Origin of the sequence: Citrobacter pasteurii, assembly GCF_019047765.1 — a bacterium.
Lineage (GTDB): Bacteria > Pseudomonadota > Gammaproteobacteria > Enterobacterales > Enterobacteriaceae > Citrobacter > Citrobacter pasteurii.
On sequence record NZ_CP077262.1, the window covers coordinates 3,235,992 to 3,254,270 of the forward strand.

At 52.3% G+C, this 18,279-nt stretch carries 15 protein-coding genes; 5 read left to right on the top strand and 10 right to left on the bottom strand.

Annotated elements, in window-relative coordinates; translation table 11 throughout:
• Positions 1-138: 138 nt before the first annotated feature.
• From lolE to lolC, 3 genes are read right to left on the bottom strand one after another with little or no spacing between them, the layout of a single operon-like run.
• The gene (gene lolE, locus I6L54_RS15920; RefSeq protein WP_005121085.1) at positions 139-1,383 is read right to left on the bottom strand and encodes a lipoprotein-releasing ABC transporter permease subunit LolE; all 1,245 of its coding nucleotides are present in this window, start codon (positions 1,381-1,383) and stop codon (positions 139-141) included.
• Entirely contained in the window at positions 1,383-2,084 is a 702-nt protein-coding gene (lolD, locus tag I6L54_RS15925) for a lipoprotein-releasing ABC transporter ATP-binding protein LolD (protein ID WP_003832278.1), read from the bottom strand. Before lolD ends, lolE begins: the two co-directional genes overlap by 1 nt.
• Positions 2,077-3,276 carry a lipoprotein-releasing ABC transporter permease subunit LolC gene (gene lolC, locus I6L54_RS15930; protein ID WP_040231968.1) on the bottom strand — a complete coding sequence of 400 codons (1,200 nt, stop codon included), beginning with the start codon at positions 3,274-3,276 and terminating at the stop codon, positions 2,077-2,079. The genes lolD and lolC overlap by 8 nt, the downstream gene beginning before the upstream one ends.
• Before the next feature lie 259 nt (positions 3,277-3,535).
• Here lolC and I6L54_RS15935 point away from each other — a divergent pair, with 259 nt between their 5' ends.
• The 3 genes from I6L54_RS15935 (at position 3,536) to ldtC (ending at position 9,279) form a co-directional block, all read left to right on the top strand.
• Entirely contained in the window at positions 3,536-4,600 is a 1,065-nt protein-coding gene (locus tag I6L54_RS15935) for an acyltransferase family protein (protein WP_040231967.1), read from the top strand.
• A gap of 118 nt (positions 4,601-4,718) precedes the next feature.
• Positions 4,719-8,165, top strand: a complete 3,447-nt coding sequence (gene mfd, locus I6L54_RS15940; protein WP_040231965.1) for a transcription-repair coupling factor — start codon at positions 4,719-4,721, stop codon at positions 8,163-8,165.
• Positions 8,166-8,313: 148 nt separating this feature from the next.
• On the top strand, positions 8,314-9,279 hold the full coding sequence (gene ldtC, locus I6L54_RS15945) for a L,D-transpeptidase LdtC (protein ID WP_040231963.1): 966 nt from the start codon (positions 8,314-8,316) through the stop codon (positions 9,277-9,279).
• Positions 9,280-9,364: 85 nt separating this feature from the next.
• Here the strand turns inward: ldtC and bhsA are convergent, their stop codons facing one another.
• On the bottom strand, positions 9,365-9,622 hold the full coding sequence (bhsA, locus tag I6L54_RS15950; protein ID WP_040231961.1) for a multiple stress resistance protein BhsA: 258 nt from the start codon (positions 9,620-9,622) through the stop codon (positions 9,365-9,367).
• Between the two features lie 244 nt (positions 9,623-9,866).
• On the opposite strand from bhsA, the gene comR reads away from it, so the two are divergent.
• Both comR and I6L54_RS15960 read left to right on the top strand, forming a co-directional pair.
• Positions 9,867-10,502 carry a TetR family copper-responsive transcriptional repressor ComR gene (gene comR, locus I6L54_RS15955; protein WP_040231960.1) on the top strand — a complete coding sequence of 212 codons (636 nt, stop codon included), beginning with the start codon at positions 9,867-9,869 and terminating at the stop codon, positions 10,500-10,502.
• A 252-nt stretch (positions 10,503-10,754) separates the two neighbouring features.
• Positions 10,755-12,935 (top strand): TonB-dependent siderophore receptor, encoded by a 2,181-nt coding sequence (locus I6L54_RS15960; RefSeq protein ID WP_040231959.1) that lies wholly within the window; start codon positions 10,755-10,757, stop codon positions 12,933-12,935.
• A gap of 56 nt (positions 12,936-12,991) precedes the next feature.
• Here I6L54_RS15960 and I6L54_RS15965 read toward each other — a convergent pair whose 3' ends face one another.
• The 6 genes from I6L54_RS15965 to lpoB form a co-directional block, all read right to left on the bottom strand.
• Positions 12,992-13,531: a glycine zipper 2TM domain-containing protein gene (locus I6L54_RS15965; protein WP_005121097.1), complete on the bottom strand. Its 540-nt coding sequence runs from the start codon at positions 13,529-13,531 to the stop codon at positions 12,992-12,994.
• Positions 13,532-13,699: 168 nt separating this feature from the next.
• Positions 13,700-15,004, bottom strand: coding sequence for an NADH-quinone dehydrogenase (ndh, locus tag I6L54_RS15970; RefSeq protein WP_040231957.1), 1,305 nt, complete (start codon positions 15,002-15,004; stop codon positions 13,700-13,702).
• Between the two features lie 236 nt (positions 15,005-15,240).
• Positions 15,241-15,783 (bottom strand): alpha/beta hydrolase YcfP, encoded by a 543-nt coding sequence (ycfP, locus tag I6L54_RS15975; protein WP_040231955.1) that lies wholly within the window; start codon positions 15,781-15,783, stop codon positions 15,241-15,243.
• A 21-nt stretch (positions 15,784-15,804) separates the two neighbouring features.
• Positions 15,805-16,830, bottom strand: a complete 1,026-nt coding sequence (gene nagZ, locus I6L54_RS15980; RefSeq protein WP_005121101.1) for a beta-N-acetylhexosaminidase — start codon at positions 16,828-16,830, stop codon at positions 15,805-15,807.
• A gap of 10 nt (positions 16,831-16,840) precedes the next feature.
• Positions 16,841-17,665: a thiamine kinase gene (gene thiK / locus I6L54_RS15985; RefSeq protein ID WP_040231954.1), complete on the bottom strand. Its 825-nt coding sequence runs from the start codon at positions 17,663-17,665 to the stop codon at positions 16,841-16,843.
• Entirely contained in the window at positions 17,646-18,278 is a 633-nt protein-coding gene (gene lpoB, locus I6L54_RS15990; protein WP_040232002.1) for a penicillin-binding protein activator LpoB, read from the bottom strand. The genes thiK and lpoB overlap by 20 nt, the downstream gene beginning before the upstream one ends.
• Position 18,279 lies beyond the last annotated feature (1 nt).

An 18,279-nucleotide genomic window follows, 5' to 3' on the forward strand; every position in this document is an offset into this window, starting at 1 on the left:
TCCTTGATACACGTCTTCCTTCATGCTGCCTCTGCGTTGGTTGCACCCTCACGCCCAGTCACATCGTTGTTTATGCGTCTGGTGATTATCGGGCTTGCCGCCTTGGGACAGCATGAATGCCTGGTGTATATCTTGTTGTTATTGGCCGCTAAGTACTCTTGCAGGGTCAATATTGCTGGCGCGACGCGCCGGATACCAACTAGCCAAAAGACTCAGCAACAATGCTGTCACCAACACGTAAATCACATCCAGCCAGTGCAATTCAGATGGCAGGAAGTCAATAAAATAAATATCGCCCGAGAGGAACTGATGGCCGATAAGCGCCTCAATACCATTGATGATCGGTGTGAGCTGCAGAGAAACAACAACGCCAATAACCACACCTATCAGGCTACCGAACAGACCCGCCAGCAGTCCATACCAGACGAAGATGGCGCGGATCAGCCCGTCTTTCGCCCCCAGCGTCCTTAATACCGCAATATCGCCGCTTTTGTCTTTTACCGCCATCACTAACGTGGAAACGATATTAAAGCAGGCCACACCAATCACCAGCACCATCGCCAGATACATAATGGCGCGAATCATCTGGATATCGCGATACATATAGCCGTAAGTACCGATCCAGCTCTTAATATAGACATAGTTGTTGGTCACTTCACCAGCGTCTCTGACCAACTTATTGGCGTTAAAGACATCGTTGACCTTCAGGGCAATCCCGGAAACGCTGGAGCCCATATCCAGGTACTGCTGCGCATCTTCCATTGGGATCATGGCAAAGCTGTGATCGAGCTGACCGCTCAGTTGCAGAATACCGGTAACGTGCAAACGCACGCGTTTAGGCTGCTGTAACTTATGATCCGCACTGGCGTTAGGGATCATAATTGACACCCAATCCCCCTGCTTCACCTTCAGCGCGTCGGCAATACCCTTGCCAATGATTATCTGCTGCTCACCGGCTTTGAAATTATCCCAGGCATGGTTCTGCACGAAGGATGGCAACGCGCTCAAGCGTTGTTCCTGCTGCGGATCAACGCCCTTCACCTGTACTGCACGTAGATTCGCCCCACTCTCCACCAGCCCGGTAAAGTTGATATAAGGCGCCGCAGCGGCAATACCAGGCACTTTCTGAACTTTATCGAGTGCTTCCTGCCAGTTGTTCCACGGCTGATTTACGGCTTCAATCTCACCGTGCGGAACCACGGCCAGAATACGGTTGTTCAGCTCTCGCTCAAATCCGTTCATCGCGCTTAGACCGACGATCAACACCGCCACGCCCAACGCAATGCCGACGGTAGAAATCACGGAAATCAGCGACACCATGCCGCCGCGCCGCCGACCACGGCTAAAACGTAACCCAATCAATAACGATAAAGGCGAAGCCATTACTCTGCTCCCATCAGGCTCAGTTCGGCCGTCAGGCGACCATCGCGCATTTCAAGCTGGCGGCTCATGCGCTTCGCCAGTTGCAGATCGTGCGTCACAACCAGAAATGCTGTGCCCTGAGAACGGTTCAGCTCACCCAGTAACTCAAAAATACTGTCCGCGTTACGCGCATCAAGATTACCTGTTGGCTCATCTGCCAACACCAGACGCGGGTTATTCACCAGCGCACGGGCAATCGCCACACGTTGACGCTCGCCGCCTGACAGTTCGGACGGACGGTGGCTGGCACGGTGATCCAGCCCAACCGCTTTCAGCATGTCACGTGCGCGCTCGGTAATTTCAGCCGGCTTCTTCTTACCAATCAGTAGCGGCATCGCCACGTTTTCCAGCGCGGTAAAGTCTGGCAACAAATGGTGGAACTGGTAAATGAATCCGAGCTTCTGATTACGCAGTTCCGCTTTCGCCGCTGACGAGAGTTTGCTCATCGGCTGACCGCTAAAAATGACATCGCCGGAAGTCGGTGTATCCAGCCCGCCGAGCAGATGAAGCAATGTACTTTTGCCGGAGCCTGAGCTGCCGACAATCGCCATCATCTCACCCTCGCCGACGCAAAAACTGACATCGTGCAGAACATCAGTCTGCACCGTGCCTTCCTGATAGCGTTTGCACAGGTTGTCGCATTGCAACAGGATCTTATTCATAACGTAAAGCCTCAGCGGGTTGAGTGGCGGCAGCGCGCCAGGAAGGATAAAGCGTAGACAGCAGCGCGATGGCCATTGCCACCAGTGCAATGACGATCACCTGCAACGGCTCAATAGCGACAGGCAACGCGGCACCGTCCAGCAGCACGCCGATAATCGGCATCAGGTTGTTCAGTTGGCTGGCAAGCAACGCGCCCAGCACAGCGCCCAGCAGCGCGCCGATAATTCCGGCACTGGCCCCCTGAACCATAAACACCATCATTATTTGCCGCGGCGTGAGCCCCTGCGTTTGTAAAATCGCCACTTCCCCTTGCTTCTCCATTACCATCAAACCCAGCGAGGTAATAATATTAAACGCCGCTACCGCTACGATCAGGCTCAGCAACAGCCCCATCATGTTTTTTTCCATCCGCACAGCCTGGAACAGCTCACCTTTACGCTCGCGCCAGTCCTGCCATTTGGTGCCTTGCGGCAACGTTTGTTGACTCAGCGAATCAACCTTGAGCGGTTCATTTAGCCACAGACGCCAGCCGGTGATATTGCCTGCCGGATAACGCATCAGACGTGACGCATCCTGGATGTTGGTCAACATCTGATAACCATCAACTTCACTATTGGCGGCAAAAGTGCCAATCACCGTAAACAGACGCTGGCTCGGTAAGCGTCCCATTGGCGTAAACTGACTGGCAGAAGGCACCATCACGCGAATTTGATCGCCGCGGTTCACACCTAACTGTCCGGCAAGCTGCTCACCGAGGATGACATTATACTTACCCGGTTCGAGATCTGTTTGCTTCACATTGACCAGATACGGCGTTAACGGATCTTTTTGCGCCGGGTCGATGCCCAGCATCACCCCTACCGCCACGCTACGCGCGCTCTGCAGGACCACATCGCCCGTTGTTAGCGGCGCAACACGGTTGACGCCGTTCAATACCACGGCTTTTTCCGGCAACTGCTGCGGGTTAAGAGAGCCTTGCTCAGCCGAGAGAATAGCCTGAGGCATCAGACCAAGGATGTTATTTTGCAGCTCGCGTTCGAAACCGTTCATCACCGACAATACTGTGACCAGCGCCATTACCCCAAGAGTAATGCCAATGGTAGAGAGCCAGGAAACGAAACGACCGAAGCGATCTGCTGCACGCCCACGCATATAACGCAGGCCAATGAATAGAGCGACAGGTTGGTACATGAAATCCGTCTGGTTGCTGTTAGCAAAGTCACGAGTATATAAGCGAAAGCGGGATGGGTAAATGACTGAACCGTAAGTGTTCGTCAGCATTGTTCTGAAAAGTATAACCAAATCAATTCGCTAAAGTTTCCACTTTGCCCTCATCCATTTTCCTGATCTTTATCTTAAAAAAATAAAAAGCAGACGGTTACGCATTACAGTGAACGCAGGGTTTTGCAGGATGGCAAGCTATCTCACACAATATGGATACGCCACTGCAATGAATAAAAAAGAGTTATGGATTAATCAAATCAAAGGGTTATGTATCTGTCTGGTGGTCATTTACCACTCAGTCATTACCTTTTATCCCCATCTCACTACCTTTCAGCATCCGCTTTCAGAGCTGCTGAGCAAATGCTGGATTTACCTCAATTTGTACCTGGCGCCGTTTCGCATGCCGGTATTTTTCTTTATTTCGGGATATCTGATCCGTCGCTACATTGATAGCGTCCCGTGGACCACCTGCGTGGATAAACGGATCTGGAGTATTGCCTGGGTGCTGATACTCTGGGGTGTGGTGCAATGGCTGGCGTTAGTGACGCTCAATAACTGGCTGGCCCCACAGCGCGATCTGAGCCATGCTGCCAACGCCGCTTATGCTGGTTCGATCGCAGGTTTTACCCACGGGATGCTGACCGCCAGTACCAGTCTGTGGTATCTGTATGCGCTGATTGTCTATTTTGTCCTGTGTAAGATCTTCAGCCGCTGGGCCTTGCCGCTACTGGTGCTGTTTGCATTCCTGAGTGTGGCAATCAACTTTTTCCCGACCCCATGGTGGGGGCTGAACAGCGTAATACGTAATCTGCCATACTACAGCCTCGGCGCTTGGTTTGGCACAACGCTGATGATGTGGATCAAAGATGTTCCCCTGCGCCGCCATTCTGTGCTTTTTCTGGTTAGCACAATCGTCGCCGCCGTCGCGTGGCTGGCAAATGTCTCACTATTGCTTTCTCTTCTTTCCATTGTGCTGATCATGAAGCTGTTTTATCAATTTGAGCTCCGCTTTGGTATGCGCACGTCCAGTCCGTTAAGCGTGATTGGTGCCAATACCATCGCCATCTACACTACCCACCGAATTCTGGTGGAACTGATAAGTTTAATGCTGCTTCCCAAACTCAATCATACCGCCTGGTCCGCAAACGTAGAGCTGGCCCTGCTACTGGTGTATCCGTTCGCCTGCTTACTGTTGTGTACGCTGGTCGGACTAATGGTTCGAAAAATTTCACAAAAAACCGTTGCCGACCTGCTCTTCTCCCCGCCGTCTTTCTCCACCGTTCCCCGCTAAACCTTACGCGCTTTTTGCCCCCATCCGGGGGCGAATCAATTTGCTTATGAGAAACGATCACGGATAATAAAGAACATTGCTTATCAGACGTATATCCAAACGAGATCCTGACAACCGAATGCCTGAACAACATCGTTACACGCTTCCAGCAAAAGCTGGCGATCAGCGCCAGTTGGGTGAACTTACCGGTGCCGCCTGCGCGACGCTGGTCGCAGAAATCGCCGAACACCATCCGGGACCAGTGGTGCTTATCGCGCCGGACATGCAAAATGCCTTGCGTCTGCATGATGAAATTCGTCAGTTTACCGACCAGATGGTGATGAATCTGGCTGACTGGGAAACGCTGCCCTATGACAGTTTTTCCCCACATCAGGAAATTATCTCCTCGCGACTCTCCACGTTGTATCAACTGCCTGCGATGCAACGCGGTGTGCTGATCGTACCGGTCAACACGTTGATGCAGCGCGTCTGTCCGCACAGCTATCTACACGGCCATGCACTGGTGATGAAAAAGGGTCAGCGCCTGTCGCGTGATGCCCTGCGTGAGCAACTGGACAGCGCCGGTTATCGCCATGTTGATCAGGTCATGGAACACGGTGAATACGCCACGCGTGGCGCGTTGTTGGATCTGTTTCCGATGGGCAGCGAATTGCCTTATCGCCTGGATTTCTTTGATGATGAAATCGACAGCCTGCGCCTGTTTGATACTGACACTCAGCGCACGCTGGAAGAAGTCGATGCCATTAATTTGCTGCCTGCCCACGAATTTCCAACCGATAAAACAGCCATTGAGCTGTTCCGCAGTCAGTGGCGCGACACCTTTGAAGTTAAACGCGACGCCGAACATATTTATCAGCAGGTCAGTAAAGGCACGTTACCTGCCGGGATTGAATACTGGCAACCGCTGTTTTTCAGTGAGCCGCTGCCACCGCTGTTCAGTTACTTCCCTGCCAATACGCTGTTAGTGAATACCGGTGATATTGAAACCAGCGCAGAGCGTTTCCAGGCGGATACACTGTCACGTTTTGAGAACCGGGGTGTCGATCCGATGCGCCCACTGCTGCCGCCAGAATCGCTGTGGCTGCGGGTTGACGAACTGTTTTCCGAGCTTAAACATTGGCCTCGCGTCCAGCTCAAAACCGAAAGTCTGGCAAACAAAGCGGCAAACACTAATCTGGGATTCCAGAAGCTGCCGGACATCGCCGTACAAGCGCAACAGAAATCGCCGCTGGATGCGCTGCGTAAATTCCTGGAAACCTTCAGCGGCCCGGTCATTTTCTCGGTAGAGAGTGAAGGTCGCCGTGAAGCACTCGGCGAGCTTCTGGCTCGCATCAAAGTCGCGCCTAAACGTATTTTACGCCTTGATGAAGCCGCCGACAGCGGTCGTTATCTGATGATTGGTGCGGCAGAACATGGTTTCATTGATACCAAACGCAACCTGGCACTGATTTGCGAAAGCGATCTCCTTGGTGAACGTGTGGCTCGCCGCCGCCAGGATTCCCGCCGCACGATTAACCCGGATACATTGATCCGAAACCTCGCGGAGCTGCATCCGGGGCAGCCCGTTGTGCACCTTGAGCACGGCGTGGGTCGCTATGCCGGGATGACCACGCTGGAAGCCGGCGGCATCACCGGTGAATACCTGATGCTCACCTACGCCAACGACGCCAAACTGTATGTGCCGGTGTCGTCGTTGCATCTGATCAGCCGCTACGCCGGTGGCGCGGAAGAGAATGCGCCGCTGCATAAACTTGGCGGCGATGCCTGGTCACGCGCCCGGCAGAAAGCCGCCGAGAAGGTGCGTGATGTCGCGGCGGAGTTGCTGGATATTTATGCCCAGCGCGCGGCGAAAGAAGGTTTTGCCTTTAAGCATGACCGTGAGCAGTACCAGCTATTTTGCGACAGCTTCCCGTTTGAAACCACGCCCGACCAGGCACAGGCGATCAACGCGGTGCTCAGCGATATGTGTCAGCCGCTGGCCATGGACCGTCTGGTGTGTGGTGACGTCGGCTTCGGCAAAACCGAAGTGGCGATGCGCGCCGCATTTCTCGCCGTCGAGAACCACAAACAGGTGGCCGTTTTAGTGCCGACCACCCTGCTCGCCCAGCAGCACTTCGACAACTTCCGTGACCGCTTTGCCAACTGGCCGGTACGCATTGAGATGCTGTCCCGTTTTCGTAGCGCCAAAGAGCAAGCGCAGATTCTGGAGCAGGTTGCCGAAGGTAAAATCGATATTCTCATCGGCACGCACAAACTGCTGCAAAGCGATGTGAAGCTAAAAGACCTGGGGCTGCTAATCGTCGATGAAGAGCACCGCTTCGGTGTCCGTCACAAAGAGCGAATTAAAGCAATGCGCGCCGATGTCGATATTCTGACGCTGACCGCAACCCCGATCCCGCGCACGCTCAATATGGCGATGAGTGGCATGCGCGATCTGTCAATTATCGCCACACCGCCAGCGCGTCGTCTGGCCGTCAAAACCTTTGTGCGCGAGTATGACAATTTGGTGGTTCGCGAGGCTATCCTGCGTGAAGTGCTGCGCGGCGGGCAGGTCTACTATCTGTTCAACGATGTTGAAAACATCCAGAAAACCGCTGACAGGCTGGCAGAGCTGGTACCGGAAGCGCGTATCGGGATTGGACACGGGCAAATGCGCGAACGCGAGCTGGAACGCGTGATGAACGATTTCCACCATCAGCGCTTCAACGTGCTGGTGTGTACCACCATCATCGAAACCGGGATCGACATTCCCACCGCGAACACCATCATCATTGAACGTGCCGACCACTTCGGTTTGGCGCAATTACACCAGCTACGCGGCCGCGTGGGACGTTCGCACCATCAGGCCTATGCGTGGCTGTTGACGCCGCATCCGAAAGCAATGACCACCGATGCACAAAAACGCCTTGAGGCAATTGCATCACTGGAAGATTTGGGGGCAGGTTTTGCGCTGGCCACTCACGACCTCGAGATTCGCGGCGCGGGGGAACTGCTGGGTGAAGATCAGAGCGGTTCGATGGAAACCATCGGCTTCTCACTGTACATGGAACTGCTGGAGAACGCGGTTGATGCGCTAAAAGAGGGACGCGAACCGTCGCTAGAAGATCTCACCAACCAGCAAACTGAAGTCGAGCTGCGGATGCCTTCGCTACTGCCAGATGACTACATCCCCGATGTGAATACGCGACTGTCGTTCTACAAGCGGATTGCCAGTGCGAAAGGCGAAAACGAGCTGGAAGAAATTAAGGTCGAGCTGATAGACCGTTTTGGTTTGTTGCCTGACCCGGCCCGTACGCTGCTGGATATTGCCCGTTTGCGCCAGCAAGCGCAAAAACTGGGCATCAGAAAACTCGAAGGCAATGAAAAAGGCGGGACGATTGAGTTTGCCGAGAAGAACCACGTCAACCCGGTGTGGCTGATTGGCTTACTGCAAAAGCAACCCCAACACTTCCGTCTGGATGGCCCAACCCGGCTGAAGTTCATGCAAGATTTGAGCGAGCGTAAAACCCGTATCGACTGGGTACGTCAGTTTATGCGTCAACTTGAAGAAAACGCCGTAGCGTAGCGTTCCGGCCGGGTGAGCACGGTGCTTGCCCGGCCGATGAATTTACAAACTCTTTGCACTTCCCTGCACTTCCCGACACAGCAAACCGCCATAATTCCTGTTTACTTTTACATTATAAAAACCACGTAAAAACAATGGATTTATGGTGATGTTAAACAAGAAACAACTCTCTCGCTGGCTAACGCTTTTTACACTCGCGGCGACCGTCGCGTTAGCGCTTCCGGCTCAAGCGAATACCTGGCCGCTCCCGCCGCCTGGCAGCAAACTGGTGGGTGAAAATGCCACTCACGTTGTCGAAAACAACGGCGGATCGCTGGAAGCCATTGCGAAAAAATACAACGTCGGCTTTTTAGCGCTGCTGCAGGCTAACCCCGGCGTCGATCCATACGTACCTCGCCCGGGCAGTGTTTTAACCATCCCATTGCAAACTCTGCTGCCAGATGCCCCACGCGAAGGGATTGTCATTAACCTCGCCGAACTGCGTCTTTACTATTACCAGCCAGGGACAAAATCGGTGACCGTGTATCCCATTGGCATTGGCCAGTTAGGCGGCGACACCCTGACGCCAACAATGGTCACCACCATCTCTGATAAGCGTGCCAACCCGACCTGGACACCAACGGCGAATATCCGCGCACGGTATAAAGCCAATGGTATCGACCTCCCTGCCGTAGTACCTGCCGGGCCGGATAACCCGATGGGGCATCATGCTATCCGCTTAGCTGCTTACGGCGGTGTGTATTTGCTGCATGGAACCAACGCGGATTTTGGCATCGGTATGCGTGTCAGTTCCGGGTGTATTCGCCTGCGTGACGGTGATATTGAAACCTTATTCCGTCAGGTTACGCCGGGAACCAAAGTGAACATCATCAACACGCCGATTAAAGCCTCCGTTGAACCTAACGGTATGCGCCTGGTTGAAGTACACCAACCGCTGTCAGTAAAGATTAATGACGACCCGCAGTTACTGCCAATCGTGTTGAATTCATCAATGCAGAACTTTAAAAATGCGGCACAAACAGACGCAGTTGTGATGGAGCATGCAATGGAGCTACGTTCAGGTATGCCTGTAGACGTGACACGCCACCACGATGTTCCTGAACAAACGCTGTAAATTCAGGTCATAAAAAAACCCCCGCCGGTTTGTTCCCGCGGGGATTTTTTATTGAATTCGCAGTGGCATAGCGAGGGTTTACAACTTATTTGTAGATAACTGCCGTCCCGTGAAGAGTGTTAGGACCGGTAACAGAAGTAATACGGAATGACTTCGCACCCATCTCATCCGCTTTTTGCGCCAGTTGATCTTCCAGAGAACCTAAGTTAGTCCCGGCGTTGGCAGAGATAATACCGACTTTCTGTTGGCCTGCCGGTGTAGCCTGAACTTCAACAGCGGCAAAGCTTGCAAATGAAAGTGAGCTCAGGACAGCAGCGACAAAAAGAGTTTTTACGTTTTTCATGATAGTTACCTTTAGCAGATGAATGTGTGCCGTAAGCGATTAACTTAACGATCGATAGGTAAATCATAGATGTGATCCAGGTCACACGTCAATATTTTTTTTATAACGATTGTTATTTAAAGCACAAAGGCCTTATTTTTCATATTAATAGCATTAAATTATTTTTAGGGTGAATGCACTGGAGTGTCTGCGCGATTATTTTTATAATGGTTATTCAATAAACCCAACCAGGTACAACGGCACCATGACAACTGAAACGACAAGTTGTGTAAAAAAAAGCCGTGGCCGACCAAAAGTGTTCGACAGGGAAGCCGCGCTTGATAAGGCCATGACACTCTTCTGGCAGCACGGATATGAAGCGACATCGCTCGCCGATCTCGTAGAAGCAACCGGGGCAAAAGCGCCTACGCTGTATGCGGAGTTCACCAATAAGGAAGGACTGTTTCGTGCCGTGCTGGACCGCTATATCAGTCGATTCGCGGCAAAACACGAAGCCCAACTTTTTTGTGAAGAAAAAAGCCTCGAATCTGCACTCGGGGACTATTTCACCGCAATAGCGACCTGCTTCACCAGTAAAGACACGCCTGCGGGATGTTTTATGATTAACACATCCGCTACGCTGGCCGCCTCCTCCCGGGACATTGCGCACACGGTTAAATCCCGTCACGCCATGCAGGAGCAGACGCTGGCTCAGTTTCTGCATCAACGACAGGAAAAGGGTGAAATACCGGCACACTGCGATGTACAAAAGTTGGCTGAATATCTGAACTGTGTTTTGCAGGGTATGTCGATCAGCGCCCGCGAAGGAGCCACATTCGAAAAATTGATGCAGATCGCGCACACCACGTTACGATTGTGGCCTGAACTGATTAAAGATTAACCCTTTCCACACGACTCACGTCTTAATGTCATCACCGGGAGCTTATGCTGCTCCCGGTAGAATTTCCGCACATTACCCACACATTTTTCATTGTTTTCATCATCTTATCCGATCATTTTTTGTAAAATATGTTGATAACAAAAATTATTATCATCAATATTCGCATTTGTTTTAACGCCTGTTACACAATGTAACCATCGGTTTCTCTACCGCCCTAACAAAAACAGACCGACTTTTTTAAAAGGAACACAAATGCATAAGCGTCTCTGGGTGCTCAATCCTCTCCTGTTATCTTTAACTCTGCCGGCTATTGCAGCTGAGGAAGATAATCTCATTGTCAGCGCAAACCGGAGCCAACGCACCGTGGCAGAGATGGCGCAAACGACCTGGGTTATCGAAGGAAGCGAGATTGAACAGCAGGTTCAGGGGGGGAAAGAGTTTAAGGATGTTCTTGCTCAGTTGATCCCCGGAATCGACGTCAGCAGCCAGGGACGAACCAACTACGGGATGAACATGCGTGGTCGTGCCATCGTGGTGCTTATTGACGGTGTTCGTCTCAACTCTTCCCGCACCGACAGCCGCCAGCTCGACTCCATTGATCCGTTTAATATTGCACACATTGAAGTTATCTCCGGGGCAACATCGCTGTATGGCGGCGGAAGTACCGGTGGTTTGATCAACATCGTCACCAAAAAAGGTCAGCCTGAGCGTGAAGTCGAACTCGAGCTGGGCAGCAAAAGCGGGTTCAACAACAGTAACGATCATGACGAACGTGTTGCCGCCGCAGTTAGCGGAGGAACCGACCGCGCATCCGGACGCATGTCTGTCGCTTATCAACGGTTTGGGGGGTGGTATGATGCCAACCACGACGCCTTAATGCTCGATAATACCCAAACCGGTCTGCAGCATTCCGATCGTCTGGATCTGATGGGTACCGGGACGATTGAGCTTGATGACAACCGCCAGCTGCAGCTGGTTACGCAGTACTACAAAAGCCAGGGCGATGACGACTACGGACTGGATCTCGGCAAGAACATGTCTGCCGTGACGGGAACCGGCAACGCTAATACCAGCAGCGGTCTCAATTCCGACCGTATCCCCGGCACGGAACGGCATCTGATCAGCCTGCAATATTCCGATGCTAATTTCTTCGGCCAGAATCTGGTCAGCCAGATCTATTACCGTGACGAATCACTTAAATTCTATCCCTTCCCTACGCTGAGCAAAGGTAAGGTCACCAGTTTCTCCGCATCACAACAGGATACTGACCAGTTTGGTGCCAAAATCACCCTCAACAGCCAGCTGATGGAAAACTGGGAACTGACATGGGGTATCGACGCCGATCACGAAACATTCGATTCCAATCAAGAATTCTTCGATCTGGCTTATTCCCTCCCCTCTGGCGGTATGGATAACCGAACGGCCTACACCACCGGGCGCTATCCCGGTTACAGCATCACCAACTTTGCGCCTTTCCTGCAAAACAGCTACGACATTAATGACATCTTTACGCTCAGCGGCGGTATCCGCTACCAGTGGACTGAAAACCGCGTTGATGATTTTGTCGGCTATACGCAGCAACAAGGCATCGCAACGGGTCTGGCGAACTCTGCTGATAGTATCCCGGGTGGCAAAACAGACTATGATAACTTCCTGTTTAACGCGGGCATCCTCGCACACCTGACCGATCGCCAGCAGACCTGGTTCAACTTCTCTCAAGGTGTGGAACTTCCCGACCCTGGAAAATACTACGGCAACGGTACCTACTCGCTGGTTGGCGATCATTATCAGCTCCAGCGCAGTGTTAACGTAGCGGATTCACGTCTGGAAGGCATTAAAGTTAACTCTTACGAACTGGGGTGGCGCTACACCGGCGATAACCTGCGTACACAGCTCGCCGCTTACTATTCCATATCTGATAAATCGATCGTCGTTAACCGCAACGATATGACCATTAACGTACAGCCCGACGATCGCCGGATTTATGGCCTTGAAGGCGCGGTGGATTATTTCATTGCTGATACGGACTGGAGCCTGGGAAGTAACTTCAACATCATTAAATCGGAAGTGAAGCAAAACGGTAAATGGCAAAAATGGGATGTCACTCTGGCTTCGCCGTCTAAAGCAACAGCATGGGTTGGCTGGGCGCCGGAACCGTGGTCGCTGCGAGTACAGAGTCAACAGACATTTGACCTGAGCGACGCCAGTGGCAACAAGCTGGATGGGTACAATACGATGGACTTTATCGGCAGCTATCAGCTCCCGCTGGGTAAACTGACCTTTAGCGTTGAGAACCTGCTGAATGAAGAGTACACCACCCTTTGGGGACAGCGTGCACCGTTACTCTACAGCCCGACTTATGGCAGTCCATCCTTGTATGAATACAAAGGTCGGGGTCGCACCTTTGGTTTGAACTATGCCTTAACCTTCTAATAAAAAAAGCCCCCCAGCCTGAGCGATGGGGGGCTAATGTTCAGGATAACGCTATTTTACGCCTTGTTATTCAGAACCAACTGGCCGTTGTTATCCAGCGGAATTTGCGTACCGGGATCTTTATCCATACGGATTTTGCCCTGCTGATCGCCAATTTTATACGTTACGTCGTAGCCCAGCATTTTTTCTGATTTGTCATAGACCGTTTTACAACGTTGTTGTGTGGTGGTGTACGTATCATTTTCCTGCATTGACCCCTGAATCTGGTTACCGGCATAACCGCCACCTAACGCACCGGCAACGGTCGCAATGTCTTTGCCGCGCCCACCACCAAACTGATGACCAATTACGCCCCCGGCAACCGCACCCAGCACGGAACCGGCAATACGGTTTTCATCCTGTACGGGTTTACGGTGAGTAACCGTCACGTTACGACATTTCTGGCGCGGTGTTTTTACCGTTTCTTTAATCGGTGTTGCAGAGACGACTTGTGCAAACTGTGGGCCACGCTCAAAAACGTTTAGACTGGCCACCGCTGCCACACCCAGCGCAGCAGCTACGCCAATCCCTATACCCGCCAACATTGATTTATTCACGGGACTTCCTCCTTTTTTGCTATTAGCAACAACTTTGCAACAGGAGGTAAATAATGCCAATCAGATTACGGATGAAAATCGCGGAGAGAAGGAGTAAAGCAGCATGATTCAGAGAACTCTGAAAGAAAGTGCCGGATGAAGCATTCCATCCGGCATTATAGGCCAGTATTAGTGCAGTTTAAGACGCGGACGAATCACGCGGTTAATGCTGCCAACCAACATCATCAGGCCGGTTTTGAAGTAACCATGCAGCGCAATCTGGTGCATACGGTACAGTGAAATGTAGACAAAGCGCGCAATACGCCCTTCCACCATCATTGAGCCACGCGTCAGGTTCCCCATCAGACTGCCCACGGTAGAGAAGTTGGAGAGAGAAACCAGAGAACCGTGATCTTTATACTGATACGCTTTTAGCGGTTTACCGTTCATCTGTGCCAGAATGTTGTTCATCGCGCAGGATGCCATCTGGTGCGCAGCCTGGGCACGCGGCGGCACAACCCCCCCTTCCGGACGCGCGCAGGAAGCACAGTCACCAATCGCATAGATGTCCGGATCACGCGACGTCTGCAGGGTTGGTTCAACCACCAGCTGGTTGATACGGTTGGTTTCCAGACCACCAATCTCTTTCATAAAGTCTGGCGCTTTGATACCTGCTGCCCACACCATCAGATCAGCTTTGATGTACTCGCCATCTTTGGTATGCAACCCACCTTCGTCAGCGCTGGTTACCATCGTCTGAGTCAGTACACGTACGCCCAGTTTGGTTAACTCGTTATGCGCGGCGCTGGAAATACGCGGCGGCAACGCAGGCAGAATACGCTCACCAGCTTCCACCAATGTGACGTTCAGCGCTTCGTTGGTCAGCCCTTTATAACCATAGCTGTGCAACTGTTTTACCGCATTGTGCAGCTCAGCGGAGAGTTCAACCCCCGTCGCACCGCCGCCGACGATAGCGATATTCACTTTGCCATTCGCGCCCAGGTTTGCGGAATATTTCAGGAACAGATTCAGCATTTCCTGGTGGAAGCGACGCGCCTGGTGCGGGTTATCGAGGAAAATACAGTTCTCTTTGACGCCCGGCGTGTTGAAATCGTTGGACGTACTGCCCAGTGCCATCACCAGCGTGTCATATGGCACTTTACGCTCAGGGACCAGCAGATCGCCTTTCTCGTCTCGCAGCTCAGCAATCGTGATGGTTTTCGCTTCACGATCGATATCCATCACCGAACCCAGCTGGAACTGGAATCCGTGGTTTCGGGCATGCGCCAGATAGCTCAGCGCATCAACACCTTCATCCAGCGATCCTGTTGCCACTTCGTGCAGCAACGGTTTCCACAGGTGGCTGTGGTTTCTGTCTACCAGCGTGATTTTTGCCTTTTTCTTACGACCCAGTTTTTTACCCAACTGCGTCGCCATTTCCAGTCCGCCAGCACCGCCGCCGACAATCACGATCCTTTTCAATGGTGTAGTCAACGTGACCCCCTCAAATTTATTAACCAATTGTTAATTAAAAGTTATGCATATAGCCTTTAATTAACAACAAGTTACGATAATGAAAATGTTCCTCGAGAGTGAGAATAACACGAACGGTGCATTGGTCATACCAAAATTGATGTGTATCAAGTTTTGATGCTGAAAAGATAGACAACCCAGACTTTAAGAATAAAAAAACCAGCCCGGAGGCTGGCTTTTTAAACGCTCAGTAAAGATTAACCTAACATCTTGAACGCTTTGATTCGCTGCAAATGCGGGGAGATGTTTTTGAATTTATGCGTTTGTTCTTCATCCCATACAATTTCATAGTAATGATGCAGCTCCTCCGACGAACGCTGGCTATTCAAGGCTTCATCATGGCGTGACAGAATAACCAGGCAGCGATCGCGATTTTTCTCGCGGAAGTTGGTCACACATTTTGTGGCGATATCAGCATACTCTTCCGGCCTGTCGATTTTCCCGTCCATATTCTCATACGGGAACAGGTTAGGGTTAAACACCACCTGACGAATATCACACAGGAAACCAATCCGTTCAGCCCAATACCCCCCCAGCCCAACGCCGCAAATCAACGGTCGATCATCCACATTAAGCTGCAACATTTTGTCCACTTCTTTCAGCAGATGCTGCATATCATGTTTAGGATGCCGCGTACTGTAGCTAATCAGCCTGACATCCGGGTCAATAAATTGCAGTTGCAATACTTTCTCGTGGTTGCCCGGACTGTTAGAGTCAAAACCGTGTAAATAGATAATCATCGCATCCTCGCCAAACTTGCGTTAATGACCTGCTTTCTCTTCCTGCCAACGCTCATGAAGCTGGTTGAGCTGGGCGCTTACTGTCTTCCAGCGAGCCGAGTCCATCAGTTCCTGACGTGAAAATGAACCTTTATGATACAAACGTGTAACACGTTCTGCATTGATCGGCGACAGATTATCTAAAACACTGACCGCACCCTTACGATTATTGCAGACCAGGATCATATCGCAACCTGCATCCAGCGATGCCTGTCCGCGCTCTGCGTAGCTCCCCATAATTGCTGCGCCTTCCATCGACAAATCGTCGGAGAAAATCACGCCATCGAAACCGAGCTCCTGGCGCAGTACTGTTTTCAGCCAGTGGGGTGAGCCGCTCGCGGGTCGCGGGTCTACATCGCTGTAAATGACGTGCGCCGGCATAATGGCATCCAGTTTGTTTTCAGTGATTAACGTCTGGAATACCGACATATCTTTCGCGCGGATCTCGGCTTCCGGACGCGGATCGGTTGGCGTTTCTTTATGCGAATCCGCCGTCACTGCACCATGTCCGGGGAAGTGTTTACCGGTAGTTTTCATTCCGGCCGCATGCATGCCATCAATAAAGCGGGTTGCCATCGCCAACGCTTGCGCGGGTTCGGCATGATAAGAACGTTCACCAATCGCAGCACTGATATGTCCCACATCCAGAACGGGCGCGAAGCTAATATCAATATCCATCGCGATCATTTCACTGGCCATCAGCCATCCGGCGTCCTCTGCCAGCTTGCCTCCCTCTTCCAGCCCATGCAGTGCAGCAAAAGATTGCGCCGCAGGCAGACGGGTAAAACCTTCGCGAAAACGCTGCACCCTGCCGCCTTCCTGATCTACCGCCACCACCAGATGATTACGCGATGCCGCGCGGATCTGACGCACTAATTCACGCAACTGTTCCGGGTCATGATAATTTCGGGTAAAGAGGATCAACCCGCCTACCAGTGGATGTGCCAGAATCTCACGCTCTTCAGCGTCCAGCTCATACCCTTCGACATCCAACATTACTGGGCCCACACTGCTCTCCTTATCCTTTCATTGTTAGCTGCCGCCAGGTTTCATCGGCCAGCCTGATAAATTGTCGGTCGCCGGTTTGTTGCCAGCGATACTCAAACCACCCCGCCTTCAGCATCATTATCCAGGGTTGCCATCGCCTGACCTGTCGCCAGAGCGCGTCTTGCTCAATATGCGCGCGTTGGGCGTAGGCGCTAATCAGCCGTTGGTGCTGGGACTCATCGCTGACCCATACCGCCGCCAGCTCCAGCGCGATATCACCGTCGCCGGCATATTCCCAGTCAATCAGCCGCAGCCCTGAGTCTGTACGTACGATGTTGTCGCCGTGGATATCCATATGCAGCGGCCCCTGGCGCAAAGGTCGAGGCTCACCGCTTTTTCTAAGCCGCTTCAGGGCGCGCAACCAGCACGGCGTACGACGCGCCGGATCGCTACACTGCCAGTACTGCTCGAGTAGCGGCAGCAGGCTGATTCGCCAGCCGAATCGGGGCTGCTGGTGCAGATGATACAATAAGCCAGCGAGTTCGTCGGCGTCCGGTAATCTGGATTCTACCTTACCGTGAAAAAAGTCGACGGCCATCCATCCGCGCGTATAAAAGCGAGGACGCGGCGCAAGACTTTCTGGCAAGTGCTTTAACGCATGATAGTGGCGTAAGAAATGCGATTCTGGCGCGTAGGGATCGTGATGACAGCGCAGCACTAAACGGTGGGCTTGATGTTCGATGATGCAGCTCCCGCCGCTCAAACCACTTTGGCTGGAGACGACGGGATGATACTGCGAGAAATAGCGCGACAAAACTTCATCGCGCGTCAGCCTGTTATTGTTGCTGAACGGCACCTTTACCTGACCAGATTATCTCGCCAGTTTGTACCAGCATTAATTGCATTTGCAGCGCAGGTGAATTGACGTTACCGGAAGCGCTGGAATAGAGCACATACTGAGCGCCAACGTTACGGGCAATACCAATCGCTTTACTGCGTGTTCCCAGGCTATCGTTCGGCGACAGGCCCAACTGCTGCTTGGCTACTGCCAACTGCTGCGCAGAAACCAGGGTAAATTTACCATTATTCGCCAGTGCATTTCGCAAAGTCTCGGTGGCATCACCCGCGTTTAACGAGCCGTTGGTACGGTTATTCACGCTATCAACCAGCAGTACGCCCCCAGCTTTCACCCCCTCAGCTTGCAGCATTTTGCCGACCATCGGCTGCATTGCCCCGTTCCAGTCATAATGACGCTGACGTGGGGTTGGCTGCGCCGTTTGGTCCTCGTGTTCAATCGGCCCCGGCTGCTGCGGTATGGTTGGCACTGTGGGTACAACCGGAACTGGCTGTTGCGGCTGCACGGGTTGTTCCGGCACCGGCTTCACTTCCTCTACCGGCGCTGGCTCACGTTGAGCCACACAACCAGAGAGAAACATCGCCAGCGCGGCAATCAGTGCGTAGCGATTCATT